Origin of the sequence: Flavihumibacter solisilvae (genome assembly GCF_000814475.1) — a bacterium.
GTDB lineage: Bacteria > Bacteroidota > Bacteroidia > Chitinophagales > Chitinophagaceae > Flavihumibacter > Flavihumibacter solisilvae.
The window spans coordinates 80,155-106,758 of the sequence record NZ_JSVC01000001.1; the positions used below are offsets into that span (position 1 = coordinate 80,155).

The window sequence follows — 26,604 nt, forward strand, 5'->3', positions numbered from 1 at the left end:
CGATGAATTAAAATGTTACACTGATACCACCCTGGAAAGTGCGTGGCTGGGGAACGGTGAACATTTCCACACCACCAACTGTGCCTTTACCACCACCGGCATTGATCTCAGGATCAAGTCCGCTGTATTTGGTGAAAGTGAGCAGGTTAGTTCCCAGTACATAAACCCTTGCATTGCTGATACCGATCTTTTTCGTGATGTTACCCGGGATCGTGTAACCCAGAGTTACATTACGCAGTCGGGTGTAAGAACCATCTTCAAGTGCGCGGCTGGTAAACCTGCCATAGTTGTTGGAACGTTCAGCTGCTGTACCACCAACTTTCGGAATGTTGGTACGGTCGCCTGGCTTTTGCCAACGGCTCAGCTGTTCCGGATAATAGCCCCATGTTGCCTGGCCATTTGAACCATTCATCCTTGTACCACCGGAAACCATGAAAAATGTGTTCCAGTTAACGAGTTCCTGGCCCCACTCATAGTTGAAAGCAAAGGAGAAATCAAACCCTTTGTAACGGAGCGTTGAGCTGAGCCCACCAAGCAGGTTAGGCTGGTTTGATCCGAGGATGCTGCGGTCATCATCGTTGATGATACCGTTCTTGTCGCGGTCAGTGTATACTGCGTTACCAGTCTGCTCATCAACCCGCTCCTGGTTCCACAGCCAGAAGCCGTTTACAGGATGTCCCTCCTGGAAGAGAATGAAGCGCCTGCTGAATGGCTCGAAATAAGGAGCATCGAGTCTTTCGATCATGTTCTTATTGTGAGCTACGTTGAAGTTCACATCCCAACGGAAATCTTTTGTTCTCACGATTCCAGCGTTGATAGAAACTTCCACTCCTTTGTTGCTGATGTCACCGCCATTGTATGCCATCGTGCTGAAACCTGTTGACATTGGCACCGGCTTATTCAGCAAAACGCCGTTGGTCATTTTGTCGTAGTAGTTTACTTCAGCTTCAATACGGTTGTTGAGGAAGCCGAATTCAAGACCGATGTTGAATTGTTTGGTTTGTTCCCATTTCAGGTTTGGGTTAGCGATCTGCGAAGGCATTGTTCCCGGCTGCATGAGGTAGTTGTCGTTACCTACCCACAGACCGCGGCTTGCATATTCGCTGATGGTTTCCTGTGAACCAGTGATACCATAGCTGGTCTTGAATTTCAGGTTGGAGAACAATTCCTGGTTTTGCATGAAGTCTTCATTAATCACCCTCCAGGCAAAACCGGCAGAAGGGAAGAAGCCCCAGCGATTGTTGGCACCGAAGCGGCTTGATGCATCGCCTCGTGCACTCACATCAAAGATGTACTTTTCGTTGAGGGAATAGTCTACACGGCCGAAGAATGAAACGAGGGCACTTTGTGTTTCGCCGCCATTCCAGCCGGTTGATTGTGCAGCTGAACTGATGTTACGCAAGTCGTCATTTGGGAAGTTAGAAGCACTAACCCCAAAGTATTTGGTGGTGGTCTGCTGAACTGTGTTACCTGCGAGGAAGTTAAAGTTGTGCTGAGCTGAGGGACGCCAGTTATATCGCAGCGTTTGTTCGTTGATCCAGGTAACCTGGCGGTTGCTTTGTTCGTAAGCATTTGCAACGGAGCCTGGTCCATTCAGCTTAGTGCTGCTGAACGCACGGTTGTTGGCGTCATTGAAATCTAGGCTCCAGCTGCTCTTGAAAAGAAGTTTAGGAAGCACTTCCCACTCACCATAGATATTTCCGATGTACCTGATACCGGTAGAAGTTTCATCGCTTTCATTGATGAGGGCGATGGCGTTATTACCTACAGGTCCACGGAAGTATGTGCCATCGGGGTTGTAAGTGGGATAAATGGTTGAGTTACCAAGTCCCATAAGCAGCAAACCACCACCAGAGTTGTCATTGGGCACGATCTTGCGGAAGTTGCGAAGAATGGTATTTGATGTGCTGATCTTGAATTTGCTGGTCAGCTGGTTATCGAGGTTAAGCCTGAAGGTAGCGCGATTGAATTCCTGCGGCTTCAGAATACCTTCCTGGTTGAAATAGGAACCGCCGATAAAGTAAGAAGTTTTTGCATCGCCCCCTGTAACGCTTAGGTCAATATTGGATGTTGCTGCTGAACGGAACAAATCATTTACACGATTATACGTTTTAAGCGATGAAGGGTCTTGATAAGGAACTTTTGCGGGGTCTTTTCCATCATTGATCCAGATCTCGTTGAGGAGCTCTGCAGTTTGCGGAGCGTCGATCAGTTCAGGAAGTTTGGTGGCTTTTGACTGCCCATAGTATGCGTTCACACTTACCTGTGCTTTCTTGTTCCTTGATCCGCGTTTTGTAGTGATGATCACAACACCATTGGCACCACGGCTTCCGTAGATCGCAGTGCTGTTCGCATCTTTCAGTACTTCAACAGAAGCGATATCAGCCGGGTTGATGTCTGCGAGCGGGTTAGCTATCTGCTGTTCTGTTCCATAACCTGCAGGTCCGAGTGGTGTGGTATTCATGAATACACCATCAATGATATACAGTGGTTGAGATGCCGGTGAACCTGCAGAGAACGAAGAAGTTCCGCGAACCCTTACTGTTACACCACCACCTGGAGTTCCACTCTGGCTGGAAATCTGCACACCTGCTGCTTTTCCCTGCAACAGCTGGTCAGCGCTTGCCATTGGCATGTTTCTGATCTCTTCTGCATTTACGCGGGCAACAGAACCGGTGAGATCTTTTTTACTTTTCCTGCCATAACCTACTACAACAACATCTTCTTCCTGATCGGCAGCAAGATCAAGAGAGATAACCAGGTTATCGTTTCCGCCTACCTGAATCTCCCTGTTGGCATATCCAATGCTGGAGATGATTATTCGTGCGTTGTTGCCGGAAACTGTAATTGAGAAATTTCCTTCCGCATCTGATGCTGTTCCCTGCTGTGAACCTTTCACACTGACAGTTGCACCCTGGATCGCTGATCCATCTTTGTTGCTGCGCACTTTTCCCCTGATTGTTTTCTGTTGCGCCCAAACACTGGCGGTGCAACAAACCAGGACAAGCATGGTGCAAGCAATTCGCTTTAAAAATGATTTACCCATAGCAGTTTAGTTTTTAAAAATTTGCCTGACTAAATTAATTGCCTGCACACTTTAAAATTTTTTTTGAGGCCTGTTTCTTGCTTTTGGGAACCGGCAACGTTCTCGGAAAATCAAACAGATGGGAGTTCTTTACCATACAGCATTTGCTGGAAATCAAAAGGCTTCTCCATAGCGGAGAAGCCTTAACACAAAAAGTAATATAAAATGTTACTGAACTACAGGAAATTGACTTATTCGCAACGTAGTGCAACCATAAGGCAGTAATTCAATCTCTTCTTCGGGTGTTTCTTTCAAATACTTGATTCCGCTGTATGGAACCGGGCCTGCGCCATCGTTATACAACTGCCACTCAGGTATCCTTTTTCCTTTTGCTTTCAATGTAACCGGTGCGTTTTCAAGGTTCCATGGATTGCCATTAACCGGTTTCACTTTTCGGAACTGGAAGACACTATCCATCCTTTTTACCGCGAGATCTGTAAGCCCGTAGTTCCAGGGAGTTGAAGGATGAACTTCGCGGAAGTTGCCATACTTGTCCTGGTTTTTTACTTCTTTCCAGTTCTCACCAATCTTCAACGCATAAACAAGCGGGCCTCTTTCTACTACAACCGACTGGTTGAATAATCTTGAGTTGCTCAGGTGCATGGGCAGTTCCAATGTAACCACGTCCTTATCTTTCCATTTTCTTGTAAGTTTAACCACCTGGTTTCCATCAGCTTTCATCCACAATTCTCCATTCACATAAATGTTGGCTTTCTTACACCAGCCGGGAATGCGAAGGTGCATGGGGAAGAGCACTTGGTGCTTCGAATTGTACGTAAATTTCACTTTATCGTCGAACGGGTATTCTGTTTCTTCTGTGAACTTTACTTCTTTTCCGTCGGCAACTTTTACGGTTACTTCAGAAGAAGCATATTGAAGTGCGGCGACTCCTTTATCAGCTGTCGCGTGCCACAGCTGTTGCACGAACTTCGGCCAGCCCTGGTGCATGTTGGTAGTACAGCAGGGAAAGCCGGTAAGCAATCCGAAACACTGGTCTGTACCATCATAGTTGGTTACGAAGTTGCGGTGGTGACGACTTACCATCACCTGGTTGGCCTGTTGGTAATACTGGCGCGTTGCATAGTCGTCGCTTACCTGCGTTGGCAGTGCATTGAAAACAATTTTTTCGAGGTAGTCCATTTGCGAAACATCGCCGGTGATAGTGATCATATTCTCGAGCGAATACATCATTTCAACAGCGGTACACAATTCAGATCCGAGGTTGGGATCGTTACCACGTGTGAGTTCATCGGCGCCATATAGTCCATGTGCCTGAGCCTGATATGTACGGATATCCTGGAAGGCCTTCTTAACTGCGTCGAGGTAATGTTGTGAAGGTTGTTGCTGGTAGTAGATCACCGGCTCCTTGATCCCCTGCGCAAGGTTCACGCCATGGAATTTGAAATTGGTTGCGAGGTTGTTGGTGTAAAGGAAGGTATTGGTCCAGTCGAAAGATTGTTTGTGGATCATCTCTGCGAGTTCGAGGAGGAATTTTTCGCCGGTCACATTGTACAGCCACTGAACTATGACCAGGTTATCGCCACCGCGCTGCGAGCCCCACCAACTGTAATGACCAAGCGGAGTCACAGGGAGAGTTTTTAGCTGGTAACGCGCATACCTCAGCATCAGGTCAATGACACGCTGATCGCCGGTAGCCATATAGTATTGCTGCAAAACTTTAAGCATCACCATTTTAGGCCACCAGTCACGGGCGCGATCGCGCTGAAGTCCGGGCTCGGGTGAAGGTTCCTTTTCGGGTGGGATGGGTCCGAAATAGCCGTCTGCCATCTGGTTGGCGATTGACCATTCGATCCAGGGCTGCAATTTCTTTTGCAGTGATTTGTCGTCGAGAATATATGCAAGGGGTGCAAGACCGTCGAGCCAGTAAGGACCTCTTTCCCACACATCACCGTCTCCACCGAGCCAGCCATTTCTTTTTCCCAGAACTGTAGGATAAAGTTCATCGAGATTACCGCACATTCCATCTTTCATCTTTACGAGGTTCTCTTTCAGCCATCCTTTTGGCTGAATGCTGCCAAATGGCAGGTCGAGGTACGGTTTTTCACGGAGCGGCAGCCTGTTCTGAAGGTAGTTCGGTAGCGTATCACCACTGCTTTGATGAGCGCCGGCCTGCACAGTCGCAGTCAGAAACATCATTGAGGTGAAAAATAACTTAGCTTTCATGCTGAATAAATTTTCTATAAAACTTGAGGGGCTCAAATTAGTTATTCATAAACGTGGATGTACGAATTGAGCGACCGGGAACTCCGGTAACGTTGCCGGGATTTTTGAAGGAGATAAGTAATGATCAAACCAGTAACGATTAAAGATCTTGCCAGGCAGTTGAATATTTCCATTTCAACGGTATCGAGAGCTTTACGGAATGCGAATGACATCAACCCTGATACAAAGGAAACCGTGTTGAAACTTGCGCGGGAACTTGAATACGAGCCCAATTTCATTGCACAGAGTCTTGTCAAGAAACAGACCAGGATCATTGGAGTAGTTGTGCCATTGATCAATTCAAATTATTTTTCTGAAGCACTTAGCGGAATGACCGACCTGGCCATCGAACAGAATTACCATCTCATGATCTGCCAGAGCAATGAGCGGGTTGACCTGGAAAATAAAAGCATCCGCAAACTGGTGGCATGCAATATCAACGGGTTGCTGATTTCAGTATCGAAGGATACCAAATCGCCGGAAGTAATCAGGGAAGCGCAGAATAAGAATATTCCTGTTGTGATGTTTGACCGCATCATACCCGAAGTGAGCTGCACAAAAGTGATCGTTGATGAATATGAAGGTGCATATAAGGCTGTGGAGCATCTAATCCGCAAGGGATGCAAAAAAATAGCCCACATAGGCGGACCACGCGACCTGTCCGTTTCGAAAAAGAGGAAACAGGGATATCTTGATGCGTTGCGTGATTACAAAATAGAAGACGATCCCAAACTTATCATCCATTGCAAGTCTTTTGAAGAGGATGCATCCAACGCGATCCGGAAGGTCCTGGCGGAAAGCCCGGATGCAATATTCTGCATCAATGATCTTACAGCAATCATGGCAATCCAGTATGCGCGCAAAAAGGGCTTTTCGATTCCAGGCGATATACGCATAGTGGGATTTAATAACGACCCGGTAAGCGGAGTAGTGCAGCCGGCATTAACGACTGTAATGCAACCGGGTTATGAGGTGGGTAAACTGGCGATGGGGGTGTTGATTGATGAGATTGAGAAGAAGACTGCGAAGCATAAACTATTTACGCTTCGCACAAGACTGGTTACGCGACTGTCGAGCAGGTAGACCGTCAACAGAGATAGTTTCAATTTATTCTTAATCAAAATCAAAAAGATCGCCCAAAAAGCCTCCTCTCTTTTTATACGGTTTATTGCTATGCTCCCTTTTATGCCTGCCGAAAAAATCATCATTTAGGTCAGTGTCATCATAACGGTTGGGTTTTTGTAGCTGTTGCTGACTGGATTGATCAACAAAAGATCTTTCAATGATTTTATCCAGTTCCCCTTTGTCAAGCCATACACCGCGGCACTTTGGGCAATAGTCAATTTCGATTCCCTGTCTTTCGGTCATTACAAGTGTTTCATCACAATTCGGACATTTCATAATGGTTGTTTTTTATTTAAAAGATTATTGCGCGGATGCCAATATGACGGCATCCAGGGGCTAACGGATACCGGCCCTGGGGTTAAAAAGAAGTTTTTCAGGCATTCTATTCCTCCACTCATCCTCCACTCATCCTCCACTCATCCAATACTCAGGGTATTACCAGGAATTGCCGGATTTATGCCCCTGCCTTTTTGGCAAAAAACTCAGCGTCCGGATCATTCCTCTTCGACCTTTAAATTCTCAGGCTGTGGGTTCAGCTGTACATTTTCAGCCTTCCGGCGAAGGCGGATGTTCAGCATTTCAACACCAAGCGAGAAGCCAAGGCAGGAATAGATGATGCTTTTGCTGACTTCCTGGTGGAGGCCGCTTGCGATCAGTACGACGCCGATTACCACGAGGAACGACAGGGCGAGCATCTGCAGGGTGGGCTGTCGGTTGATCAGGGTCGTTACCGGGCCGGCAAACAGCATCATGATGGCAATGGATACGACAACGGCAATGATCATGATGAGCACATTATCGACCAGTCCGACCGCTGTCAGGATGGAATCAAATGAGAAGACCGCATCGACCAGCACGATCTGGAAGATGACATTGGAAAAACCGATGGCTTTCCGGCCGCTTTCCTTTTCATGAGCGCCGCTATCCTTCTGGAGCTTATGGTGGATCTCAAGTGTACTTTTGACGATCAGGAAGACGCCGCCTGCTATAAGTATTAGATCCTTCACACTCAACGGGATGCCGGCGGACTCACCGGAAATTGACGGAATGGTGAACAGGGGGTCCTTAAGGCTGATGATCCAGTTGATGCTGAGCAGCAGTCCCACCCGGAATACCATAGCCAGCAACAGACCGATATTACGGGCTCTCCGCTGTTGGCTTTTGGGCAATTTGCCGGCAACTATGGAAATAAAAATGATATTATCGATCCCCAGTACGATCTCAAGAAAGCTGAGGGTAAGTAAGCTGATCCATACCCCAGGGTTTGCAAAGTCGGGTATTATAAAGTCCATAACCTAAATTTTTTCAGTGAATAAAGTTAGTGCGGCTATACGCCCGGCCTGAATTTCTTTGTGATCATCTTCAGGATAACCGGTGCAGTCGCTGCCATCACAATTCCTATCACGATCCATTCCAGGTGCGACTTTACCCATTCATTCTCTCCAAGCAGGAAGCCGGCCGAAACAATAGTGCCAGCCCAAAGAAAGCTGCCGAGAATGTTATAAAATGAAAATTTCCCTGCATTCATTTTCACCACACCAGCTATTATCGGGGCAAAAGTCCTGATGACAGGGACAAACCTGGCCAGTACAATAGCGCCGCCGCCCTTCCTGTCATAAAAGGCCCTTGCCTGGGTAAGGTATTTCTGTTTGAAGATCCAGGTGTCCTTGCCCTGAAAAAGCAGTCCGTCGGATTTCCGTCCGAACCAATAACTGACGTAATTGCCAATGACCCCGGCCGTTGCAATCAGCACAATCCAGTATAACAGGTTCAGCAATGGCAGGCTGAAAGGGGCTATCGTGTTGGCTATGATCATACCTGCAATGAATAAGAGGGGGTCACCCGGTAAAAAGAACCCGAAGATCAGCCCGGTTTCAATGAATACGATGAGCACTACTATATAGAGTCCACCATTCTGAACGATCCACTGCGGATCAGTAAGGTTATTCAACAATTCGGTAATTATTTGCATAGAGAGAAAGCAATTTTGTAACCCACTTTCGAGTGGGAGTCAAAGTGAACAGGTCACTAGGTGAATAAATGAGTGGGCTTTCTAAAACAGGTTGTACCTGAACAGGAAGGCGTAATAAGAAGGTCTTACCAGTGCGGTGGCAACAAGTGAAACAGGATCATACAAGTTGCCTGAAGCCGGATTTTCATTCCCAGGCCCGGTGATTTTCACCGGACGGTCAGGGTTGTGCCGGCTTTTTGTGGAGAATATGCTACTGTGCAGATCCTTGGCAGCGTGTGTACCCTCCTCACCATCCGGGATACCTGAAGAAGTTTCTACGGGTACGGATACGATCATTTCCGTACCGGAATAGACCCTGTTAAGGGAAGGCAATGAAAAAATACAACCCAGCAGGAGCAGGTATACGCAGATCTGCTTAATCTTCAGACCAGTATGAATGCTTGACTTCAATGTATTATTTCCCAAATTACAGCCCGCAAAATTACCGGAAAATAGTTCCATAAATGTTAGTGTTTTAATAAACTGGCAAAGCAGGCTATCTTTGATATTAAGGCAAACGGTCATATGAAAAGGTTCTGCCTGTACTTTCTGCTCTTAATGGCGCCGGTTTTTTTGAAGTCCCAGAACTTTCCAGGCTACAGGGCTTCCAACTACACTGGTGTTACGGGTGTTTTTTTCAACCCGGCCAACATTGCCGACAATCGTTACAAATGGGATGTCAATATTTTTTCTGCTGACGGGTTTGCAGGCAATAACCAGCAGGGACTGACCTTCGGCGACGTATTTGATGCTTCTTTCAATATTGACACGCTTAAATCCATCCTGTTAAGCGGAACAGGTCCGGGCCTGCGAGCGCTGGGCAGGCTTGACATTATCGGTCCATCGGGCATGTTAGAGCTGGGCGGCAGGACCAGTGTAGCTGTCATGACCAGGGGACGGATATTTTCCAATGCGAGGGAAATTGACGGCCGGTTGGTATATGCGGTTATTGATGGCAGAATGACACCCGCTTACCCTTTCCGCTTTGATATGGAATCAGCACTGATCCATAGTGTTGGCTGGAATGAAATCGGGGCGGCAGTAGCCCATACCTTCACGAAAAAGCCCGGGCGGCATTTTATTAAGGGCGGAGTGACCTTAAAATACCTTGCCGGAGTTGCAGATACCTACCTGAGGGTACAGGACTTTACCGGAACTGCCGGTTTTGGCTCCCGGGGAACATATCTTACCGGCACTACCGGCAGACTGAAAATGAACACAACGAATGCCAACTTCGTGGATTTCCATTTTAATGATTTTTTCAAATTCAATGGGAGTGGTTTCGGCGGGGATATCGGTGTCGTTTATGAGTTTCGGCAGCCGCAGGACTATTCCGCATATACCAATGACCGGTTTGCCAACAAGTACAAATTCAAGGCGGGGCTGGCCATACTGGATCTTGGCTGGATCAGTTTCAACAGGAGTGGCAACCAGAATGCCCAGTATACCGTAAACATCCCGGTGGATCAGCAATACACCCTCGCACGGTTCAGGACCAGGTCTGTGAAGGACTATAAACAGTTTTTTGACAGCAGCCCGCAGTTCACAGCAACAGAGGATAACGATGACGCCTATTCGGTCACATTACCATCGATTATACATGTAGATGCTGATTACCGCTTCCGGAAAGATTATTACCTCAGCTTGTCAGGGCAGCTCGATCTGAATAAATCCGACGGACTGAACCTCTTTGCTTATAATTCGGTAACGCTTACCCCGCGTTTCGAAAATGAGAAATACACCCTGGCTGTTCCACTGTCCTACAGCGAGGTCACCGATTTTAACGCAGGCATATCCTTCAGGTACAAAACGTTCTTCATCGGCTCCGGCAGCCTGTTCACGGCGATCTTCGGGTCGAAGCAGGCGGATCTTCATATAGGTTTCCGGTATGGGTTGTTGCACCGGAAAACCCCGCGCCCTGACCGGGATAAGGATGGAATATATGATGATGCAGACCTTTGTCCGCTCGATTTTGGCCTGCCGAAGTACCGCGGTTGCCCTGTTCCTGACAGCGACCAGGATGGCATACCGGATGATGAAGATTCCTGTGCTACTATTCCGGGGCCAGTAAAATACCATGGCTGCCCGATCCCGGATACGGATAAGGATGGTATCGATGATGAGAAGGATCAATGCCCTGACACAGCAGGCACGCCAGAAAATAATGGATGCCCCGAGGCTGATAAGGCGAAGGAAGCGGAGGCAGTGAAGGAAATAGATACGATAACCGTTCGCTTTGAACATGGCAGTCCACGGCTTCTCCCACTTGATGAATACGACCTGCTGCAACAGATTGGCAGGATGAACATCCGGTATCCTGAAGCACATTTCTACATCGATGGATATACAGACAACACCGGAACTGCGGCAATTAACAACAAACTTTCCAGGCTCAGAGCGGAACAGGTTGCGATACTTTTCCGCAGGGCTGGCCTGGATTCGCATCGCTTTACGATTCGTTCATTCGGGATGACCAATCCGAAGTGCGGGAATGATACAGAAAGCGGCAAGGCCTGCAACAGGCGTGTGGAAATTATAAGACAAGGAGAATAGGTCAATAAGTGAATTTGGCGTGTACATATTCACTTATTGACCTATTTACTTATTCATTGGTCGGTTAACTTTCGGGCAAGACCTCATCTAATTTGTTTTCTTTTACAAATTTGTCGCGGGCTGCAGTAAAGTCTGCCTGCAATGACGTTACATCTGCCAGTGCTTCATCGATTTTTGCGTATACATCCGGCAGTTTCTTTTCAATCAGTCCGTTGCCAAGATTGATATTGTCCGCTTCTATCTGTCCGATCTTCTTCAGCAGTGAGGTTTCACTATTTGCAAGATCTTCCAGTTCACGAACCACCTTGTCCATTACTTTCATTTTTTCCATTTTGCCCATAACTGATGTATTAGTTCAACAGATTTGCCCCAAATACGATGCCCAAAGCAGGTTCATTTGTTAATTTCCCTTATGTTAAAAGCCCGCCAAAACTGCTGAACACGCGCGGAATAAAGCGAATGAAGGAAAAAGGTAGTGAATATCACTTTCCCATTGTCGTCAGCTCTTTATAGCTGACCAAGCGAATTCCCCGACGAACAATGGCTTCTTTCAGTTTTTCGCTGGTGAGCATGTCGGTTACTGCCTGCCGGTCCTGCGCGACATTTTCATAACCGATGTGGTGAATGGCTTTGAGTTCATCGTTATCCATTCCTGGGTGCTCCACATAAACGTAGGTGTGGCCAGGTTTCAGTTCATCAAGTTTGGTAATGAAGGCGTCGATGCGTTGGTCTGTCGACATATTCCTGCTGTCGAACCAGATGTATTCTGCATTGAATACGTTTTCACGTCCACCGTCTACCAGGGTAAGATTAAATTCTTCAGCAACTCTTTTTGACATTTCCTTTACTTCCCCTGAAAGTGATATCGATCCCATATGCCCGGAGATATGGCTGAGCCGCGGGATATACTTCAAAGCAAGTGCGAGCTGCGCCCTGAGTTCCTTTTCGATATCCTTCAACGCCGCGGCGTTCTCAACTACTGATTGTGACGGGTAATGTTTATTCGGAAAGGTCATCGGGTAGAAATAGCCATCGTTGTTCCGTAGGCTTGGTGCATCGCTGAGCGGCCGCCATTTAACATTATCCCATTCGCTTGAAACAGCGAAGTGGAGGCCAACATCGATCTGTGGATTTTGCTGCAGGTATTTTGCCGCTTCAGGGAACCAGGGAGAAGGCGCAATTACTTCGATTGATGTAAGTATGCCTTCTTTGTATGTTTTAATGAGAGCTTCGTTGGCGCTGTGTGAAAAGCCCATGTCATCGCCCCGGATTACGAGTCGTGCAGGTTGGTCAATAGTTTTTGTAAGGACAGCCTTATGCCGGATCTCTTTCTTAGTGAAACTGTTTGTAATAACAAGGTTTGCATAATCGTCGTTGAAGCTGCAGCGGATAGTTTCAGTATGTGGACTTTCCATATACCTCAGTCGCAGTTCAATCGTGTTGTCATCTATCCAGTCATAGTTTCCGGCAACCCGGAATGGTGCCAGGCCAACCCGGTTGTTCCGCGCAACAGTAACCAGGTAAGGGCCATATTTTCCAGTTACGCCCTGTTCCCATTTACCGCTTCCGAATTTAAGTGTATGTGACGCGCTGTCCGTTTTCATTATCAATTCACAGACGTCATTCTTAAAATTGAACTGAACAGATTCCAGTGTGCGGTCGGAAGAGAAGACACCGAATGTTCGCCCGGAAATCTGGCTTTCACGGCCCTGATTATTTTTCCTGCGGGGAGTCAGGCTCAAATCGGCAATCTGTGATTTCATCTGTTTGAGTGAACGGGAATCAGCCGGAAGCTTATCCTTGCTGAATGCAGGAAGCAGCAAGGACCACACGAGATTGATCTCGTTCTGCATATTGGGAGTTTCGGATGTAATGGCGATGACAGCATCCTGTTCCGGAAGAACCAGGATATATTGACCGAAGGCTCCGTCTGCGCGGTAAGAGTTGTTCCTGCTTCGCCACATCTGGTAAGCATATCCCTGGAGCCAATCGCTGGAATCTTTTTTTACCTGCGGAGCATCCGGTTCCTGTTCGATCTTGAGCGTTGAGGCTTCCTCGATCCACGAAGCAGGGATAACCTGTTTTCCTTCCCACTTGCCTTTCTGTAAAAAAAGCTGACCAAATTTGGCCATGTCTTCCGTCTTCAACCGCAGTCCCCAACCACCCACATTAATTCCGGCAGGATCGAGTTCCCAGTCGATCCCGGTTATACCGAGGGGCTTAAAAAGTCGCGGTTTCAGGTAGTCGAAAACCGTATTCCCTGTTACCTTCTGAACGATGGCCGACAACATATAGGTTGCAGCGGAATTGTAAAGAAACTTTGAACCGGGCTTATAGACCACCGGGATATTGAGAAAGGTCCTGATCCAATCATCTGTGGCTGCCACTTTACCTGTCGGATCTGTTTCGTGTCCTACACTCATACTGAGCAGGTCTTTGATCCGAAGTTCCCGCAGGTTCTCACTAACGGTATCGGGCAGCCGGTCAGGAAAAAAAGAGATGACCTTATCGTCGACAGTGAGTTTCTTCTCTGCTACGGCAAAACCAACGGCAGTTGCAGTAAAACTTTTGCTGACCGAATACATCGTGTGTTTGAGTTGCGGAGCGTATGGATTCCACCAGCCTTCCGCAACCACTTTACCATGACGCAGCACCATAAAGCTATGCAGCTCATTGCTGCCGGACTTAGCAGAGTCAAGGAAGCGAATGATTCCCTGTGAGGAAACACCTTCTGCTTCAGGAGTGCTGCGCGGAAGTGAAGTCGGCTTCTGGGCCAGCAGTGTAGAAGAGACACATGTGAACAGTACGAATATTACGATATTACGTGCACCGGGTATGCGCGGAATTTTCATGTCAGCGATTTTCCAATAAGGTAGTGCAAATCCCGGAACTATGCACCCTCAAAAGCTTCTTCCAGCTTTTCAATATCAAATTTTTTCATTTGCATGAATGCTTTAGTAACCCTTTGGGTTTTCGCCTTGTCCGGATCCTTAAGCATTTCGCTGAGTTGTACCGGTACAACCTGCCATGAAACACCAAACCTGTCTTTAAGCCAGCCGCACTGAACGGGCTCGCCACCCTCTGTCAGTTTTGCCCAGTACCTGTCAATTTCTTCCTGTGTTGTACAATTGATGCAAAATGAAACACCTTCATTAAAATTGAACTTATGGTCATGCGAACTATCCATTGCCATAAACACCTGGTCAAGCAGCCGGAACTGGGCATGCTTTACATTTCCGGGTATGTCCTGTTCACCTTTTTCATATTTCATGACCCCCTCGATTTTTGATTCTTTGAAAATGGAAGTATAAAATTTCATAGCCGCTTCCGCATGTCCTTCTTTGCCAACAAACAACAGGGAAGGAGTGATTCTCTGGCCGACCTCTTCAACCTTTCCCTGGGCTATCTGCCAGGATACACCAAACCTGTCTTGCAGCCAGCCATATTTTTCGCTCCACGGATATTTATCCAGGGCCATGAGTACGGAGCCTCCCTTCACGAGCTGATTCCAGACTTTATCAGTTTCTTCCAGCGTATCACAGACAGCAAAGAATGAAACTGAAGGATTAATTTTAAAGACAGGGCCACCATTCAGGCCAAGGAATCCAAGGCCGCCGAGCCGAAATTCAACTGTCATTACGGACCCTTCCGGTTGCCCATGGAACTCGAAACCCTCCTTGCCATAATAGGCGGTATTATCAATCCCTGAATCCGGGAATAAGGATGTGTAAAATTTTGCCGCTTCTTCGGCTTCTTTGTCAAACCACAAACAATTGGTGATCCTGTTCAGAATTTTTGCCATGACTACTGGATTTGAAGATGTGATTGAAAGATTAATTGACAAACCAAAAATAAGCCGCCTCCTGTTCTGATAGCGGGGGCTAAAACGACAAGTTAGCGGGTCGAATGCGCCTAGCCCGATAAGGACTGAAGGAAATATTTTGCGCAACCGATCGATTGCATTAATTTGCAACCGTTCAGTTGCATAATAAACAAACATTCAAGATGAGACGAGATGTATTCCAGGCAATTGCTGATCCGACAAGGAGGGAAATAATCGATGTCATCTCCCGTGGTTCCATGAACCTGAATGCGGTAGCAGAGACTTTTGACATCAGCAGGCAGGCAGTTTCGAGGCATATCAAGATACTTACGGAGTGCGGACTGGTGGTGATCAGGCAGCAGGGCAGGGAAAGATATTGCGAGGCCCGGTTGAAGAATCTCAACGAGGTGTCGGAATGGATCGACCAGTACAGGAAATTCTGGACAGGAAAACTGAACGCGTTGGAAACACATTTGTCAAAACCAAAAAGATCAAAAAAATGAGCAATGAACCGATTGTAATGGAAAGGTTGTTTGATGCGCCTGTTTCAAAAGTATGGAACGCCATTACAGACAAGAATGAAATGAAAAACTGGTATTTCGACCTGGAGGAATTCAGGCCGGAAGTTGGCTTCCGGTTCACATTTACCGGGGGGCCCAGTCCGGAAAAACAATATGTTCATCTCTGCGAGGTTACAGAGGTTGTGCCGGGAAAGAAGCTCGTGTACAGCTGGCGATACGAAGGTTACCGGGGTATTTCGCATGTAAGCTGGGAGCTGTCTGAAAAAGATAACAAGACACTCCTGCGCCTTACTCATACCGGTATCGATTCCTTCCCCAGTGACAACCCGGATTTCGATATCAGCAATTTCAGGCAGGGATGGACCGAAATCATCAACAAGAATCTCAAGGACTATCTGGAAAAGGCTGTGGCCTGATCAATCAGTATTCAGCTGGGTTCCTATTGCCCAGGTATTACCTGCAAAATCCTTAAAGGACCCACGCTTATCCGGATCGCCAGGTTTTACCGTTGGCTGTTCGTCGACGGTACAACCTGCTGCGATCGCCCTATCGAATACAGCATCTACATTGCTGACATAAACATGGATGAGATGGGTTATTGGTGGATATGAGTCATTGGACTCACCAATCATTATCACGGAATCGTCGATCTGCAATTCTGCATGCATGATGCTGCCATCTTCGTTTTCATATCTCCTCAGGGGCCTGGCATTGAAAATATGGCTGATGAGTTCAATGAATTTTTTTGCATCGCTTACTACAAAATAAGGTGACACTGAATTGTAGCCCTGAGGTTTGAAATCGGCATTCATATTCCTGGTTTCTGATTTAACTGATCTGTTGCGCGGCTGACCTGAATTTCTGGAGGTCGCCTTCTGTACAGTCGATATAGCTGTAAATGCCCATAATGGGAGGAAGTTCCTTGTCACTATACAGGTAAACCGTTTTGATGACGGGTTTACGTAGACGGTATTCCTTGAGCTTTGCACATTGGAATTCATCCCAGCAAACGTCTGACTTACTATATTGGGGCGACAGTACGTAGATGACTGATTCGGCCTGCTGGATCGCATCCGAGATCAGCCGGATCCATTGTCCGCCCGCCGGAATGCTGCTGCGATCATAAAAAATGCGAAGGCCCTGATTTTTCTCCTTCATTGCTTTTACAAATTCCTCCACCTCACTGGTATGAACATGCGCATAACTGATGAAGTAGTCGTACCCGGGAGGCGGTGGCGCTGCAGCTGCTGGTGCCAGGTCGCGGGTATCCGCTAATTTCTTTTGGTATGCATTTCGTTTTTCGCGGAAGATATTTTTGGCTGTGTCTGCATCATCCCCGTCAATTACACAAAATCGGATAACGTTCAGGGGAAGGTCATTTTCGAGCCAGAAAATTGCTGTGTCAAGCAATGCTGCAAAAACATTTCCTGCCTCGCCCCGCTGGTTGCCGGTTGCAACGATGGGCAGAGCTACAGAGGAAACAGCTTCATTGAATGCGAAGGTGTTGATGCACCGGAAAATATTTCCAACCAGTTCCTCAGGCTTCGCGCTAAGGTGACCTGATTCGAAACAGAGGATCCTTTCAAAATGAAGCCGGGACTGCAGATCCTGGTCAACAGGTGCTGACAGCCAACAACCCAATTGAGCCGTGAGATCTGCTTCCTTGTGATCAGCAAGAGACGCAACTGAGATTCCCTTGCGGTGAAGACTTCCGATTATTGTACCGTCAACAGGAGTATAATCGCCCGGAAAGGCGGATACAACCAGCAGGTCGACTGCATATTCCTCCGGTAATGCGGTAATGTCGCCCAGGAGTAGCTGGATGATTGCGCCACCACTGGTCCTGTGAACAGTAAGTTGTGAAAGCAATTCCATTAAAAATTATTTACGCCTCAGCAATATATGTTTGCTCAAAAACTTCTTTCGCGCAGGGATACATTTCACCGTTGATCCCGATCATGAGGTAATCGCCGGCACGGCCTTTCATCAGTCCCTCAAGGGTTTCCACTTCAAAGGCCTCCGCCATGCGGCAGCAACGGACAGCAATTGGCTTTTTGGTAACAAGTTGAAATTCGAATTCCGGGATTACGCCCTGTTTAAAATGCCGGATCGAATTGCCGGCCTGAGACGCTTCTGGTGAAGGCATGAACGATGTATCAAAATGCGTCGGGTCTACCTGCTTTTCTGCAGCTGCCAGGCCGATGTCATATAATTCAAACCTACTGTCTGCATTGCTCATCTCGACGAGCCTGGCGACGTCTTCACTGCTATAACTTTTCCCGGTCAGTTGCTTCAGTTCCTCCGCAGCAATCCAGGTGTTGTAACGCAGATAGCTGAAGAGACCTTTACCATTACTGTCTGCTACCAAAAGATCGTCGCGCATGTCACCGATCTCTTCATCAATTTGCCAGGCAGTAGGTGATTTAGCCAGCCATTGCAGGATGATCTGGTTGTTCCAGCTGGCATCCTGCATCAGCATATCCGGAATTTCCGCTGCCCAGTTAAGCAGGTGATTATCGGTAACATTCTCCGGCAGGCTTGTGAGCTTTCCCATTCCCGTACCGACCGATACCAATAGCAAATTACCCGCACCCATTTTCCACCTGAAGGGAAAACCCTTCAGGGTCGCAACCATCAGCAATTGAAGGGCGGGGTTATTGGCCATGCTTACTCCGCCATCAACAAACGCTGCAGTCGGCGCATTTCCTCCAACGTCAATTACCTGGGGCAAAAAATAAGTCGGTGCCGCAGCGCTTGCACGTACTGCCTTCCACAGTAAAACATTTTTATTGAGACCGAACTGGCTGTCGTAAAATTTACCCGACGGGTGATTGATGAGGGGCCACACACTATTCGTATCTGCGCGCTTTGTTACAATACATAACCCGGTCCTGATTTTATCACTGCCGAGGGTAGTATCACCGAAAACTGCCTTCAATTCTTTTTCGAGCGGACCAGCATCATACTTTGCCTTGATCAGTTTGGTTATCTCGTACCATTTGAATTTGTCGCCAAAAATCTTTCCTCCCAGGTCAAGGTACATGCTTTTGATGTCGTCTACTTTCATTCCAATGGACAGGCAGGCAGCAATGATGGATCCTGTGCTGGTACCGCCGATCAGGTCAAAATAATCGCAGAGCCTGAAGGCGGGGTCATTGTCGAATTGCGAGGCAAGGGAATCCTCGATTTTTTTCAGGTAGCCGAGGGTAAGAGCACCGCGGATTCCGCCGCCATCCAGCGCCAGAATTCTCTTCGGGCCTTCCGACTGCAATCGCTGTAACAGTGTCATATCACAAATTACGTTTTTATTACATACTTTTATCGGTCAACCGATGAACATGCATTCGATTTTAATCGTTTCTGTGTTAGCGTTATTCCTGTTCCTGGCGTGTTCTTCTGCACCGGAAAGCCAATCACCCGTTGCGATACAGGAGGAACTGGATAAACTGAAGCAGGCGCTTTTGGACCGCGACTTCATGACCGGTGTTGCAAGGGCACAGGAAGCGGCATACTACGATGCGCTGGGCCAGGCGGTACCGTCTTTTATTTCCGCGGAAGACAGCAGCCAGGTCATTTTGAAAAGTCTTCGCGATGAGCGAATAGCGGCAACGCTTTCATCGTTTTACGCCCTGGAGTGCGGAATTAGTGCAATGACGAGAAGGAAGCGGGGAACCACGCCTCTGACTATACTCCAGCAGGTTGAAGCATGGAGGATCGACACTACATCAAAATTATTACTGAGATGCTTTGCAGATGCGACGTGGAGGACCGGGCAGCCATTTATGAGTCTGAAAAGTATAGTGAAGGTTCAGCCGAATTATGAAGTTCAACTCAGGCTCGTTGCGAAAAAAATGATTGCGGACCTTGAAGATGTTGCCGGCGGAAGCTGCCAGATGCAGACAAAAAAGATCAGGCACCTTATGCAGGATTCCACCTATATGCATAAGATGGCAGAATACATCGATCCGGCAATACTGAAAACAGAAACAGGCATTATAGAAAGAAGCAAATACGAAGAGAAGGTTGCTACTAATCTTCCAGGCGCATTCGCGCTCGAATGTGGAATCACGTTCCTTGCGAAGACGAAACAACAGTTGCCATCTGCATTGATCCGTTCCATAAATGAAAACACTATTTCAGAAGAAGACATGATGTTGATGTGCAGATTTGCAAATGCCACCTGGAAATCATCACAACCCTTCAGGGGCCTAAACCGGATAAAAGGCAGTACGTTTATCCCTTTCAGTCAGCTGAGTGACGAAGAGGTAGAAAAAGACCGGGTGCAGATCAGGTCTGCCGCAGGTTTTTTTACACAAAATGTTTTTTCAGGAACTCAAAAGCATTATTAAAAAACAAGCCATCGACAAGTGCATCAATATCCAGGTCTGATTTGGAGAAAGACAGGCTTTTCCATAGCGTCCTTTTTAGCTGCAACCTGCGCCGGATTTCGCGTTTGAATGCTTCGAGGCTGGTTACGTCCGGACAAACATCCAGCGGGTTAATCAGGCCATCGAAGTCCGAACCGATGCAGATCTGGCGGGACACTTTATTGAGGTCAAGCCTGTTTCTTTTCGCAACATCCAGGATATGCAGCAACTGGTTTAGAAAATAAGAATAGTGAACTTCCATCGTGATCTCACCCTGGTTAAGCGCATCATCGCCGGACAAAACATTGCTCATATCCAGCCAGGGAGCGATATCGCCGGGGTCATTAAAGCCCCGGAAGAAAATATCCTGTTCCGCGTCGGCAATGTACTCGTGATCAAACGGAAGATCGTTCAGCTGGTATGCAATATTTTCGATCGGGAAACCGAGGATTCGCTGGTCAAGTGAAATCCCGATTAGTCCACCCGAGTTCAGGATCGCGACAATTTCATCATCATAGAGATTGATGCTGCTGTGATTAAACGCGGAATCAGGAACAAGGCCAGTTGATTTAAGGTGTTTGATCTTCCATACACCATCGGTTCTCTTCGGTCTTTCCAGCAGGCGATGATAACGGTCATTACTGTGTAGGCCTGTAACTCCTGCATGGGTGCAGATGAGAGGCCTGTCATCGAATCCAAGCTGTGAGCGCTGTGCTATGAGTTGGGTGCGGGTGAAATAACTCATGTGCTTGATATCGATCAGTATATCGTTGTCGTACATTTTTTTTATCATCCGCTTGCCCCAGTCGGGCAGTCCGCGCCGTTCCGGAAAGAACAGGTCTTCTTTTATGAATTGCATTCCGAAAGCATGGTTTGCAAATGGGAAATCCTGCATGTGGGGTATATTCACCGCGAAGATCCTCACTCCATAACGCTGCCTGAAGTCGTCAAAATTGTTTTCGAAGTCCGCCTCGCCATTTGCGCTGAAAGGATCATTACAGAAATTATGGAGGCCTTCCAGGATAAGCAGTCCATGAATTGTGCCTGCATCATCCGGGTTATATTCATTGATGGAATTAATAAATTTAAAAGCCGGTTTTCCATTTGAAGCGTTTGCAGGATGGGGGTTATTTACCAATGCGTCCATCGTTTTCTTTGTCCATTCATAGTAACTGTTACCATTGCTCAGCTGGCGCATTATTTCCGGGTCAAGAAGATTGATTTTCCCGCTGTTTGCAGCCTTTCTCAATAAAATCCCCTGCGCTATCCTGTTCTCGATAGAATAGATGATAACCCCCGCGAGATTCACATTTGCCTTATGCATCTGCATCAGGTTGCTTTGTGAATTCATCACTCCATTGAAAATCGTATTGATGCCAATTTGCGTTTCGCGGCCGAAGAGTTTCCCGATATTCAGTTTTACAGAAAGCTGATCCCAGGGTGTGAGCGTTGTACCGGGAGGTGCAAGCAATTGCTTGAGTGATGGATGGCAGTGGAAGTCAAAGAATGGCATGGCTAAAGGATTGGATAGTTAAAGCTAATACATTATGCAGTGTGGTTTTACCGCTTTAATCCCCTTGAAAATGCTATGGATTTTTGGTATATTAAATAGTTCAGTCTTCGCGGCTTCCGTCATCTGCCATCCGCACCATTTTTGGCGAGAAACTAGCCTGCACTTCAACCAGGTCCTGTTGGGCAGCCATTACCTGGTGAATGTCTTTGTATGCAGCCGGCGCTTCGTCGGTTCCTCCGCCGATAAGGGTAACCCCGCTTTCCTTCAACTGCTTTCGCATTGTCTCGGACGTGATAGTCTGGTTTGCTTTTGTGCGGCTCATCTGCCTGCCGGCACCATGGGATGCAGAATTCAGTGACGCAGGATTGCCTTTCCCCCGTACCAGGAAGCCGGGAGCTGTCATTGATCCAGGAATGATTCCCAGTTCCCCTTTACCCGCGGGGGTGGCTCCTTTGCGATGAACGATCACATCACGGCCGTTATGATGTTCTTTCCAGGCGAAATTGTGGTGATTCTCCACTCTTGCGAGCAGTCCTGCGCCAAGTGATTTTGTGATCTTGTCATGAATGATCTCATGGCACGCAGAGGCATAGGCGCCTGCAAGGTTCATTGCCCGCCAGTACTCCTGACCTTCTTCGCTGTCGAGGTCAAAGTAAGCCAGGTGGGCTGCTTCCTTCGGAAGCCTGGATACCGACCTGGCAAGTTTCGTGTAATGATTGGCGATTGTTGCCCCGAGGCCCCTGGAGCCGGAATGTGATAACAGGGCTATGTATTTCCCTTTTGGAATTCCCAATTCGTTTTCCTGCGCAAGCATTTCCAGAATGCCGAATTCCACGAAATGGTTGCCGCCGCCGGAACTGCCTAACTGCGTATAGGCCTTGTCTTTAAGTTCGCTGACGAACCGCGTGGTATTAAAACCGTCATCACTAAGCACCTGGTGGTCGGAACGATCGGAGCCGCTGAACCCGGATCCTGCACCGAATTTCGTATGGGCGATCAGTTCGCGTTTATATTTTGATTCATTGGTGTAGAAATGTGACTCAGGAATGTCGTAAATACTCAGGCACATCCGGCACCCGATATCCACTCCAACGCCATAGGGAATCACGGCATTGTCAGTTGCCAGGACTCCACCGATCGGCAGTCCATAACCCTGGTGAGCGTCAGGCATCAGCGCCCCAGCCACAGCTACCGGCAGGCGAACAGCGGTTTGCATCTGGCCTCGGGCCCCTTCGTCTATAAATGCCTCGCCGTAGGAAGTGTAAGGCACAGGTGGGATAAGGGGAACTGTTTCGTTCTGCTGACTTATCAGGGCCAATGCAACATCTGACCAGACGGCATCGGAAGTAAAAAGGAGTGGTTGCAACAGGACCGATCTTAATTGTTCCAGTGCGACATTACGTTGGTCTGCTGGAAAGCTGCGTTGTACAGCTTCCATAGCTTTTGCAACAGCAGGAGACGGAGTGAACCCGATTGCCAGCAATTCCTTTCCCGATAATACCAGTTGTTCCATAGTAAAGGCATTTGTAATATGGGTACAAAGTTTATACCCGGCACAGCTTATACAGCAATTCAATGCCGAATCCGGATATAAGCAATCGTTCCTTTTTGTTGCCCAGCAATTGCTGCGTCCAGTCAACGAATCCACCATCTGCTATTTCCAGGTCCTCACCACCGACATTGATCACGACCTTGAACTGCAGACCCTTGTAATAATTGTTTGACTCAGCGTTTTCTTTTACTTCGATGGGGATGCCCTGCAGCTGATCGTTTAACGCCTGGTGCAGATGGGAGATAAACACCTGTGGCGTGGGGTAACCATTCCGGGGTATCATTCTTAACGATAATTCGTTGATGCCAAAATATTCGGAGAGCAGGATTTGCCAGGTTTCAAGGTGATGTACCAGCGACCTTGATTCGAAACTGAAATTGCCTGAATCGAGTGCCGAGGATACCAGGCAACCAATTGTAAAATGCGCGGTAAATTTCGGTGATGGCAGTGGCTGTGAACGTACATGCCGCTGAATTGTGGAATAATGGGTTGAAGTGAGGCCGGTAATTTTACCCGCCTGCCTTTCGGCTGCGATATGGAGTGCAATGGCATTGGTAGCGTCAGCCATTACTTCGGTGCTGCGTGCAGCGCTGATCACTTTATCCTGGTTCACTGTGCCAGGTACGGAACATGCGCCGAACGGTGCAAGGGGAGATAACAGAATGGGCTCGAATAGCTTTTTCCTGAAGATCTTAAGTGCCGCTAGTTCTGCTTCCATAAATGCAATACTATCGACGGATGCTGGCTTTACAAACCTGTTAAGGTTATACTGCTGCAATAGCTGTACAGGGGTAATCGCGGAGGCACGACGGTTGTAAACTTCGAGCATCAGGGTATTGAAATCAGCACCAGGCAGTTGCGAGAGTGCTTCAACAATATCCTTGTTCTGCAGTTGACTCGTTATCCGTTGCAGTTTAGATGATGGCATGCCGGTATTTTGAAGCAATTTACAATGACTGCTTTGTTATACCGGCTTCAGCCTGTTCCATTCAGGATGCCTCTTGAGATAAGCTACAACAAGCGGACAAAGCGGAATCAGCTTTAAATGATTGTCTTCAATGTATTGAAGGGTTTTTTCTATAATAGCAGTCCCGGCACCTTTCCCTTCCAACGCGGGCTCCACCTCAGTATGAATCAGGGTCACCCTGTCTTTTGACTGCCTGAATTCTATTAGGGCCAACATGCCGTCGACTTTCATTTCGAATCGGTGCTCGTCATCGTTCCTTATTAAAGGCAATGAAACATATTCTTCTTTCATATTCCAGTATTAGTGGTTAATATTCGAGTGTACCAAAGACGCCGTTACTATAATCGATTATAGCCTGCTCAACTTCCTCCTGGGTGTTCATGACGAAATTATCTTTAGCGGCAACCGGTTCATTGATGGGCTCTGCCGACAGAAACAAAATTATGGAGTCTTCTTCCGCTGAAAAAATGATCTCATTGTTGTTCTTTTCAAAAACTACGAGGTTGTATTGGTCAACCTGCTCCTGGTCGATACAGAGTTTTCCCTTTGCCACATAGAGTAGTGTCCAATAACCTGGGGTTGCGTTGAATTGCACACGCGCACCTTTCTTTATTTCGCCCGCAATGGATATGATGTCGGTGAAAGTCTTCATGGGACCGGTATAACCATCATAAGTTCCACTGGCCAATCGCATTGACACCCCATCCTGTTGTATCACCTGGGGCAGTTGGTGCTTCTCTGCTGACTGGTAGGAAGGTTCGTCCCATTTATGGGCCGCTGGCACGTTTATCCACAGTTGAATCAGCTCCTGGACCCCTCCTGTAGCGAGCATTTCTTTGGTCGGACCTTCACTGTGAAGGATCCCCCTGCCAGCAAACATCCATTGAACATCTCCTTCGCGGATGATTTCATCATGTCCAGCATTGTCTTTATGATAACCTTCACCCTGCAGCATGAATGTAACCGGCGCAAATCCACGATGAGGGTGCGGATGGAGGCGCATGGATGAACCGGCTTCTATCTTTTGCGGGCGCATATGATGCAAAACAATGAAAGGATTGGCAAAACGGAAATCCTTGTGTGGCAAGGGCTGAAGTACGGTTTCGTCTTTGCCTATCAGTTTTTCCCGGCCCTCAAGGATATGCATGATGGCTTTTTTCATGCCTGGATATTTTATAATTACAAAACTAACCGGGAGGCTGAACGGTTCCCAATAATCTGGATTAAGAATCCTAAATTTCTTGTGTAAAACCGACTGTCATGAAAAGGCTCTTCAAGGAACTGAAAGACACGATCCTTGCCGGGGTTGTGTTTCTATTACCACTGCTTATCCTGATTGTATTATTGGGTAAAGCTTACCAATTGCTGACAGGAGTATCTACTAAGCTGGCCAGTCTTTTCGGGGTCAAAACCCTGTTAGGTCTACCCGGGCATACCATCGCCAGCAGTGTTTTGATCCTCATAATGCTATTGGTATGTGGATACCTGGTTCGACTTACTTTGTTCCGGAGGATGTATAACTGGCTCGACCGTAAGCTGGCGGAACACCTTCCACCTTACAAAGTATACCGCGAACTTGCCATGTCAAAACTGAATGTGCAGGAGGAGATGCTTCCTTATAAAAGTGCCGCGAGCATTGTAAATGACGGTACGGCACAGCCCTGTTTCATAATGGATGAACTGGCAGATGGCAGTTATGTCGTTTTCATTCCGACAGCGGGGAATGTTAAGGAAGGAAATGTCGCCATTCTTCCTGCAAACCGGATACAGCTATTTCCCGGAATTGATATTAAACTGTACCGGAACGCGCTGGCAAACCAGGGACAGGGAATTGGCAAGCTGATGGTACCGGGTGCTGGACCGGGGGTAATTCAATAAGTCAATAAGTGAATAAAGAAGGATCAACCTGTTACACGGTCGATCCGGCAGATATAACAGCATGCTTTTGCATTTCTTGCATGCAGGTATTCCACATCTGCATTATTTTCAAAAATTTCACTGATAAGTTCATCCACATCACGGTCACCGACGAGTTCCGTGAGGAGCATCTGCTGGTCGGGATTATAACCGATCAGTGATAAGGGAAAACTTGTCTTGTTGGCCTTAATTTCCGGTGGGAAGCGGTGAATATCTCTATACGGCTCAACACTTTCACTACTGATAAAAATCGGTCCGGGCTGGTTGAATGCATTGTCTACTGCAAATGGGCTGTGGCTGAGTAAAAGCCGTCGATCTTTTCCTTTCACGAATGGTTTTAGTGAGACCCTGCAGGGACCACTGCCTGTTGCAATTTGTTCAACTACTTCGTGGCCAAAATCATCTATCCGTGTTTCGCGGATCTTTTCTGCGTATTCAGCTGAAAGCGGAACAATTCTGAATCTGGTCATAACTTTATGTTTTGTTATGCCAAAATTCACTCTCCGCAGTCGCATAAAAAACCCGTTACTTGCGGAGTTTCATTCCTTATTAAAAAAGCATTATGGAGAAAATAAATCTTGCTGAAAAGTTCGACCGCATCGATGCTTATTGGGATCCCCGGATCGCTTGTGAATTGAATAGCCAGCATGTAAAGCTGGTGAAGTTCAAGGGCCCATTCGTGTGGCATCACCATGAGAATGAGGATGAATTGTTTTTTGTGGTAAAAGGTCGTTTTAACATGGAGTTCAGGGACAGAACGGAAATTGTGAATGAAAACGAACTGATAGTTGTTCCGCGTGGTGTGGAGCACAGGCCGGTTGCTGATGAGGAAGTGTGGGTTATGTTGTTTGAACCTGCATCAACACTGAACACCGGTAATATAGAAAACGACCTGACAAAAAAGAACCTGGATCTGATTTAGCAATGGGCTAAAAATAAAGTGGGCC

Annotated in this window: 25 protein-coding genes; 7 read left to right on the plus strand and 18 right to left on the minus strand. The window is 47.3% G+C overall.

The genetic code is table 11. The features are described 5' to 3' along the window. Positions 1–7 precede the first annotated feature (7 nt). Both OI18_RS00295 and OI18_RS00300 read right to left on the minus strand, forming a co-directional pair. Positions 8–3,046, minus strand: coding sequence for a SusC/RagA family TonB-linked outer membrane protein (locus tag OI18_RS00295; protein WP_039136011.1), 3,039 nt, complete (start codon positions 3,044–3,046; stop codon positions 8–10). 207 nt (positions 3,047–3,253) lie between these two features. Beyond that, positions 3,254–5,269 carry a beta-L-arabinofuranosidase domain-containing protein gene (locus OI18_RS00300; protein ID WP_039136012.1) on the minus strand — a complete coding sequence of 672 codons (2,016 nt, stop codon included), beginning with the start codon at positions 5,267–5,269 and terminating at the stop codon, positions 3,254–3,256. A gap of 120 nt (positions 5,270–5,389) precedes the next feature. On the opposite strand from OI18_RS00300, the gene OI18_RS00305 reads away from it, so the two are divergent. Next, the gene (locus OI18_RS00305) at positions 5,390–6,391 is read left to right on the plus strand and encodes a LacI family DNA-binding transcriptional regulator (RefSeq protein ID WP_039136017.1); all 1,002 of its coding nucleotides are present in this window, start codon (positions 5,390–5,392) and stop codon (positions 6,389–6,391) included. 30 nt (positions 6,392–6,421) lie between these two features. On the opposite strand, the gene OI18_RS00310 is transcribed toward OI18_RS00305, so the two are convergent. The 4 genes from OI18_RS00310 to OI18_RS00325 all read right to left on the minus strand — a co-directional run bounded on the left by OI18_RS00310 (position 6,422) and on the right by OI18_RS00325 (position 8,906). Further along, complete coding sequence (locus OI18_RS00310; protein ID WP_039136019.1) at positions 6,422–6,709, minus strand: TFIIB-type zinc ribbon-containing protein; 288 nt, start codon at positions 6,707–6,709, stop codon at positions 6,422–6,424. A 218-nt stretch (positions 6,710–6,927) separates the two neighbouring features. Beyond that, complete coding sequence (locus OI18_RS00315; protein ID WP_039136021.1) at positions 6,928–7,725, minus strand: TerC family protein; 798 nt, start codon at positions 7,723–7,725, stop codon at positions 6,928–6,930. Between the two features lie 35 nt (positions 7,726–7,760). Then, positions 7,761–8,405 (minus strand): DedA family protein, encoded by a 645-nt coding sequence (locus OI18_RS00320; RefSeq protein ID WP_039136023.1) that lies wholly within the window; start codon positions 8,403–8,405, stop codon positions 7,761–7,763. A gap of 81 nt (positions 8,406–8,486) precedes the next feature. After that, positions 8,487–8,906 (minus strand): hypothetical protein, encoded by a 420-nt coding sequence (locus tag OI18_RS00325; RefSeq protein ID WP_152616682.1) that lies wholly within the window; start codon positions 8,904–8,906, stop codon positions 8,487–8,489. Positions 8,907–8,969: 63 nt separating this feature from the next. Between OI18_RS00325 and OI18_RS00330 the strand changes: the two genes are divergently transcribed. Beyond that, positions 8,970–10,997: a DUF5723 family protein gene (locus OI18_RS00330; protein WP_039136028.1), complete on the plus strand. Its 2,028-nt coding sequence runs from the start codon at positions 8,970–8,972 to the stop codon at positions 10,995–10,997. 64 nt (positions 10,998–11,061) lie between these two features. Here OI18_RS00330 and OI18_RS00335 read toward each other — a convergent pair whose 3' ends face one another. From OI18_RS00335 to OI18_RS00345, 3 genes are all read right to left on the minus strand, one after another. After that, positions 11,062–11,337, minus strand: coding sequence for a hypothetical protein (locus tag OI18_RS00335; protein ID WP_039136029.1), 276 nt, complete (start codon positions 11,335–11,337; stop codon positions 11,062–11,064). Between the two features lie 142 nt (positions 11,338–11,479). Further along, entirely contained in the window at positions 11,480–13,849 is a 2,370-nt protein-coding gene (locus OI18_RS23505) for a ChbG/HpnK family deacetylase (protein ID WP_052272731.1), read from the minus strand. A gap of 38 nt (positions 13,850–13,887) precedes the next feature. Continuing rightward, on the minus strand, positions 13,888–14,799 hold the full coding sequence (locus OI18_RS00345) for a VOC family protein (RefSeq protein WP_039136031.1): 912 nt from the start codon (positions 14,797–14,799) through the stop codon (positions 13,888–13,890). A gap of 203 nt (positions 14,800–15,002) precedes the next feature. Between OI18_RS00345 and OI18_RS00350 the strand changes: the two genes are divergently transcribed. Both OI18_RS00350 and OI18_RS00355 read left to right on the plus strand, forming a co-directional pair. Beyond that, complete coding sequence (locus OI18_RS00350) at positions 15,003–15,323, plus strand: ArsR/SmtB family transcription factor (protein WP_039136579.1); 321 nt, start codon at positions 15,003–15,005, stop codon at positions 15,321–15,323. Next, positions 15,320–15,757 (plus strand): SRPBCC family protein, encoded by a 438-nt coding sequence (locus OI18_RS00355; protein ID WP_039136034.1) that lies wholly within the window; start codon positions 15,320–15,322, stop codon positions 15,755–15,757. Before OI18_RS00350 ends, OI18_RS00355 begins: the two co-directional genes overlap by 4 nt. Here the strand turns inward: OI18_RS00355 and OI18_RS00360 are convergent, their stop codons facing one another. From OI18_RS00360 to OI18_RS00375, 3 genes are read right to left on the minus strand one after another with little or no spacing between them, the layout of a single operon-like run. After that, positions 15,758–16,153: a VOC family protein gene (locus OI18_RS00360; RefSeq protein WP_039136036.1), complete on the minus strand. Its 396-nt coding sequence runs from the start codon at positions 16,151–16,153 to the stop codon at positions 15,758–15,760. It abuts the gene before it with no gap. Positions 16,154–16,169: 16 nt separating this feature from the next. Further along, positions 16,170–17,216: a toll/interleukin-1 receptor domain-containing protein gene (locus OI18_RS00365; RefSeq protein ID WP_039136038.1), complete on the minus strand. Its 1,047-nt coding sequence runs from the start codon at positions 17,214–17,216 to the stop codon at positions 16,170–16,172. A 10-nt stretch (positions 17,217–17,226) separates the two neighbouring features. After that, positions 17,227–18,630 carry a patatin-like phospholipase family protein gene (locus OI18_RS00375; protein ID WP_052272732.1) on the minus strand — a complete coding sequence of 468 codons (1,404 nt, stop codon included), beginning with the start codon at positions 18,628–18,630 and terminating at the stop codon, positions 17,227–17,229. 49 nt (positions 18,631–18,679) lie between these two features. On the opposite strand from OI18_RS00375, the gene OI18_RS00380 reads away from it, so the two are divergent. Continuing rightward, the gene (locus OI18_RS00380; RefSeq protein WP_152616683.1) at positions 18,680–19,690 is read left to right on the plus strand and encodes a hypothetical protein; all 1,011 of its coding nucleotides are present in this window, start codon (positions 18,680–18,682) and stop codon (positions 19,688–19,690) included. Here the strand turns inward: OI18_RS00380 and OI18_RS00385 are convergent. The 5 genes from OI18_RS00385 to OI18_RS00405 all read right to left on the minus strand — a co-directional run bounded on the left by OI18_RS00385 (position 19,650) and on the right by OI18_RS00405 (position 24,902). Continuing rightward, on the minus strand, positions 19,650–21,221 hold the full coding sequence (locus OI18_RS00385) for a membrane dipeptidase (RefSeq protein WP_039136042.1): 1,572 nt from the start codon (positions 21,219–21,221) through the stop codon (positions 19,650–19,652). The genes OI18_RS00380 and OI18_RS00385 overlap by 41 nt on opposite strands. 100 nt (positions 21,222–21,321) lie before the next feature. Further along, complete coding sequence (locus tag OI18_RS00390) at positions 21,322–22,734, minus strand: RtcB family protein (protein WP_039136044.1); 1,413 nt, start codon at positions 22,732–22,734, stop codon at positions 21,322–21,324. Between the two features lie 31 nt (positions 22,735–22,765). After that, positions 22,766–23,701 carry a hypothetical protein gene (locus OI18_RS00395; RefSeq protein ID WP_039136046.1) on the minus strand — a complete coding sequence of 312 codons (936 nt, stop codon included), beginning with the start codon at positions 23,699–23,701 and terminating at the stop codon, positions 22,766–22,768. A 36-nt stretch (positions 23,702–23,737) separates the two neighbouring features. Beyond that, positions 23,738–24,031 carry a GNAT family N-acetyltransferase gene (locus OI18_RS00400; RefSeq protein ID WP_039136048.1) on the minus strand — a complete coding sequence of 98 codons (294 nt, stop codon included), beginning with the start codon at positions 24,029–24,031 and terminating at the stop codon, positions 23,738–23,740. A gap of 16 nt (positions 24,032–24,047) precedes the next feature. Beyond that, a complete protein-coding gene (locus OI18_RS00405) occupies positions 24,048–24,902 on the minus strand; it encodes a pirin family protein (RefSeq protein ID WP_039136049.1) in 855 nt (284 codons plus the stop codon). A gap of 98 nt (positions 24,903–25,000) precedes the next feature. Between OI18_RS00405 and OI18_RS00410 the strand changes: the two genes are divergently transcribed. Further along, positions 25,001–25,618 (plus strand): hypothetical protein, encoded by a 618-nt coding sequence (locus tag OI18_RS00410; protein ID WP_039136051.1) that lies wholly within the window; start codon positions 25,001–25,003, stop codon positions 25,616–25,618. 23 nt (positions 25,619–25,641) lie between these two features. Here OI18_RS00410 and OI18_RS00415 read toward each other — a convergent pair whose 3' ends face one another. Continuing rightward, on the minus strand, positions 25,642–26,127 hold the full coding sequence (locus OI18_RS00415) for a DUF1203 domain-containing protein (protein ID WP_039136053.1): 486 nt from the start codon (positions 26,125–26,127) through the stop codon (positions 25,642–25,644). Positions 26,128–26,219: 92 nt separating this feature from the next. On the opposite strand from OI18_RS00415, the gene OI18_RS00420 reads away from it, so the two are divergent. Then, entirely contained in the window at positions 26,220–26,579 is a 360-nt protein-coding gene (locus OI18_RS00420) for a cupin domain-containing protein (protein WP_039136055.1), read from the plus strand. Positions 26,580–26,604 lie beyond the last annotated feature (25 nt).

What these genes read in the sequence shown, in the direction of transcription:
- OI18_RS00325 (WP_152616682.1), bottom strand. Translation starts at nt 8,906, where the DNA reads ATGGAACTATTTTCCGGTAATTTTGCGGGCTGTAATTTGGGAAATAAT.
- OI18_RS00400 (WP_039136048.1), bottom strand. Translation starts at nt 24,031, where the DNA reads ATGAAAGAAGAATATGTTTCATTGCCTTTAATAAGGAACGATGACGAG.
- OI18_RS00315 (WP_039136021.1), bottom strand. Translation starts at nt 7,725, where the DNA reads ATGGACTTTATAATACCCGACTTTGCAAACCCTGGGGTATGGATCAGC.
- OI18_RS00335 (WP_039136029.1), bottom strand. Translation starts at nt 11,337, where the DNA reads ATGGGCAAAATGGAAAAAATGAAAGTAATGGACAAGGTGGTTCGTGAA.
- OI18_RS00395 (WP_039136046.1), bottom strand. Translation starts at nt 23,701, where the DNA reads ATGCCATCATCTAAACTGCAACGGATAACGAGTCAACTGCAGAACAAG.
- OI18_RS00360 (WP_039136036.1), bottom strand. Translation starts at nt 16,153, where the DNA reads ATGAATGCCGATTTCAAACCTCAGGGCTACAATTCAGTGTCACCTTAT.
- OI18_RS00375 (WP_052272732.1), bottom strand. Translation starts at nt 18,630, where the DNA reads ATGACACTGTTACAGCGATTGCAGTCGGAAGGCCCGAAGAGAATTCTG.
- OI18_RS00300 (WP_039136012.1), bottom strand. Translation starts at nt 5,269, where the DNA reads ATGAAAGCTAAGTTATTTTTCACCTCAATGATGTTTCTGACTGCGACT.
- OI18_RS00320 (WP_039136023.1), bottom strand. Translation starts at nt 8,405, where the DNA reads ATGCAAATAATTACCGAATTGTTGAATAACCTTACTGATCCGCAGTGG.
- OI18_RS00385 (WP_039136042.1), bottom strand. Translation starts at nt 21,221, where the DNA reads ATGCCATTCTTTGACTTCCACTGCCATCCATCACTCAAGCAATTGCTT.
- OI18_RS23505 (WP_052272731.1), bottom strand. Translation starts at nt 13,849, where the DNA reads ATGAAAATTCCGCGCATACCCGGTGCACGTAATATCGTAATATTCGTA.
- OI18_RS00310 (WP_039136019.1), bottom strand. Translation starts at nt 6,709, where the DNA reads ATGAAATGTCCGAATTGTGATGAAACACTTGTAATGACCGAAAGACAG.
- OI18_RS00405 (WP_039136049.1), bottom strand. Translation starts at nt 24,902, where the DNA reads ATGAAAAAAGCCATCATGCATATCCTTGAGGGCCGGGAAAAACTGATA.
- OI18_RS00365 (WP_039136038.1), bottom strand. Translation starts at nt 17,216, where the DNA reads ATGGAATTGCTTTCACAACTTACTGTTCACAGGACCAGTGGTGGCGCA.
- OI18_RS00345 (WP_039136031.1), bottom strand. Translation starts at nt 14,799, where the DNA reads ATGGCAAAAATTCTGAACAGGATCACCAATTGTTTGTGGTTTGACAAA.
- OI18_RS00350 (WP_039136579.1), top strand. Translation starts at nt 15,003, where the DNA reads ATGAGACGAGATGTATTCCAGGCAATTGCTGATCCGACAAGGAGGGAA.
- OI18_RS00410 (WP_039136051.1), top strand. Translation starts at nt 25,001, where the DNA reads ATGAAAAGGCTCTTCAAGGAACTGAAAGACACGATCCTTGCCGGGGTT.
- OI18_RS00420 (WP_039136055.1), top strand. Translation starts at nt 26,220, where the DNA reads ATGGAGAAAATAAATCTTGCTGAAAAGTTCGACCGCATCGATGCTTAT.
- OI18_RS00295 (WP_039136011.1), bottom strand. Translation starts at nt 3,046, where the DNA reads ATGGGTAAATCATTTTTAAAGCGAATTGCTTGCACCATGCTTGTCCTG.
- OI18_RS00330 (WP_039136028.1), top strand. Translation starts at nt 8,970, where the DNA reads ATGAAAAGGTTCTGCCTGTACTTTCTGCTCTTAATGGCGCCGGTTTTT.
- OI18_RS00355 (WP_039136034.1), top strand. Translation starts at nt 15,320, where the DNA reads ATGAGCAATGAACCGATTGTAATGGAAAGGTTGTTTGATGCGCCTGTT.
- OI18_RS00305 (WP_039136017.1), top strand. Translation starts at nt 5,390, where the DNA reads ATGATCAAACCAGTAACGATTAAAGATCTTGCCAGGCAGTTGAATATT.
- OI18_RS00380 (WP_152616683.1), top strand. Translation starts at nt 18,680, where the DNA reads ATGCATTCGATTTTAATCGTTTCTGTGTTAGCGTTATTCCTGTTCCTG.
- OI18_RS00415 (WP_039136053.1), bottom strand. Translation starts at nt 26,127, where the DNA reads ATGACCAGATTCAGAATTGTTCCGCTTTCAGCTGAATACGCAGAAAAG.
- OI18_RS00390 (WP_039136044.1), bottom strand. Translation starts at nt 22,734, where the DNA reads ATGGAACAACTGGTATTATCGGGAAAGGAATTGCTGGCAATCGGGTTC.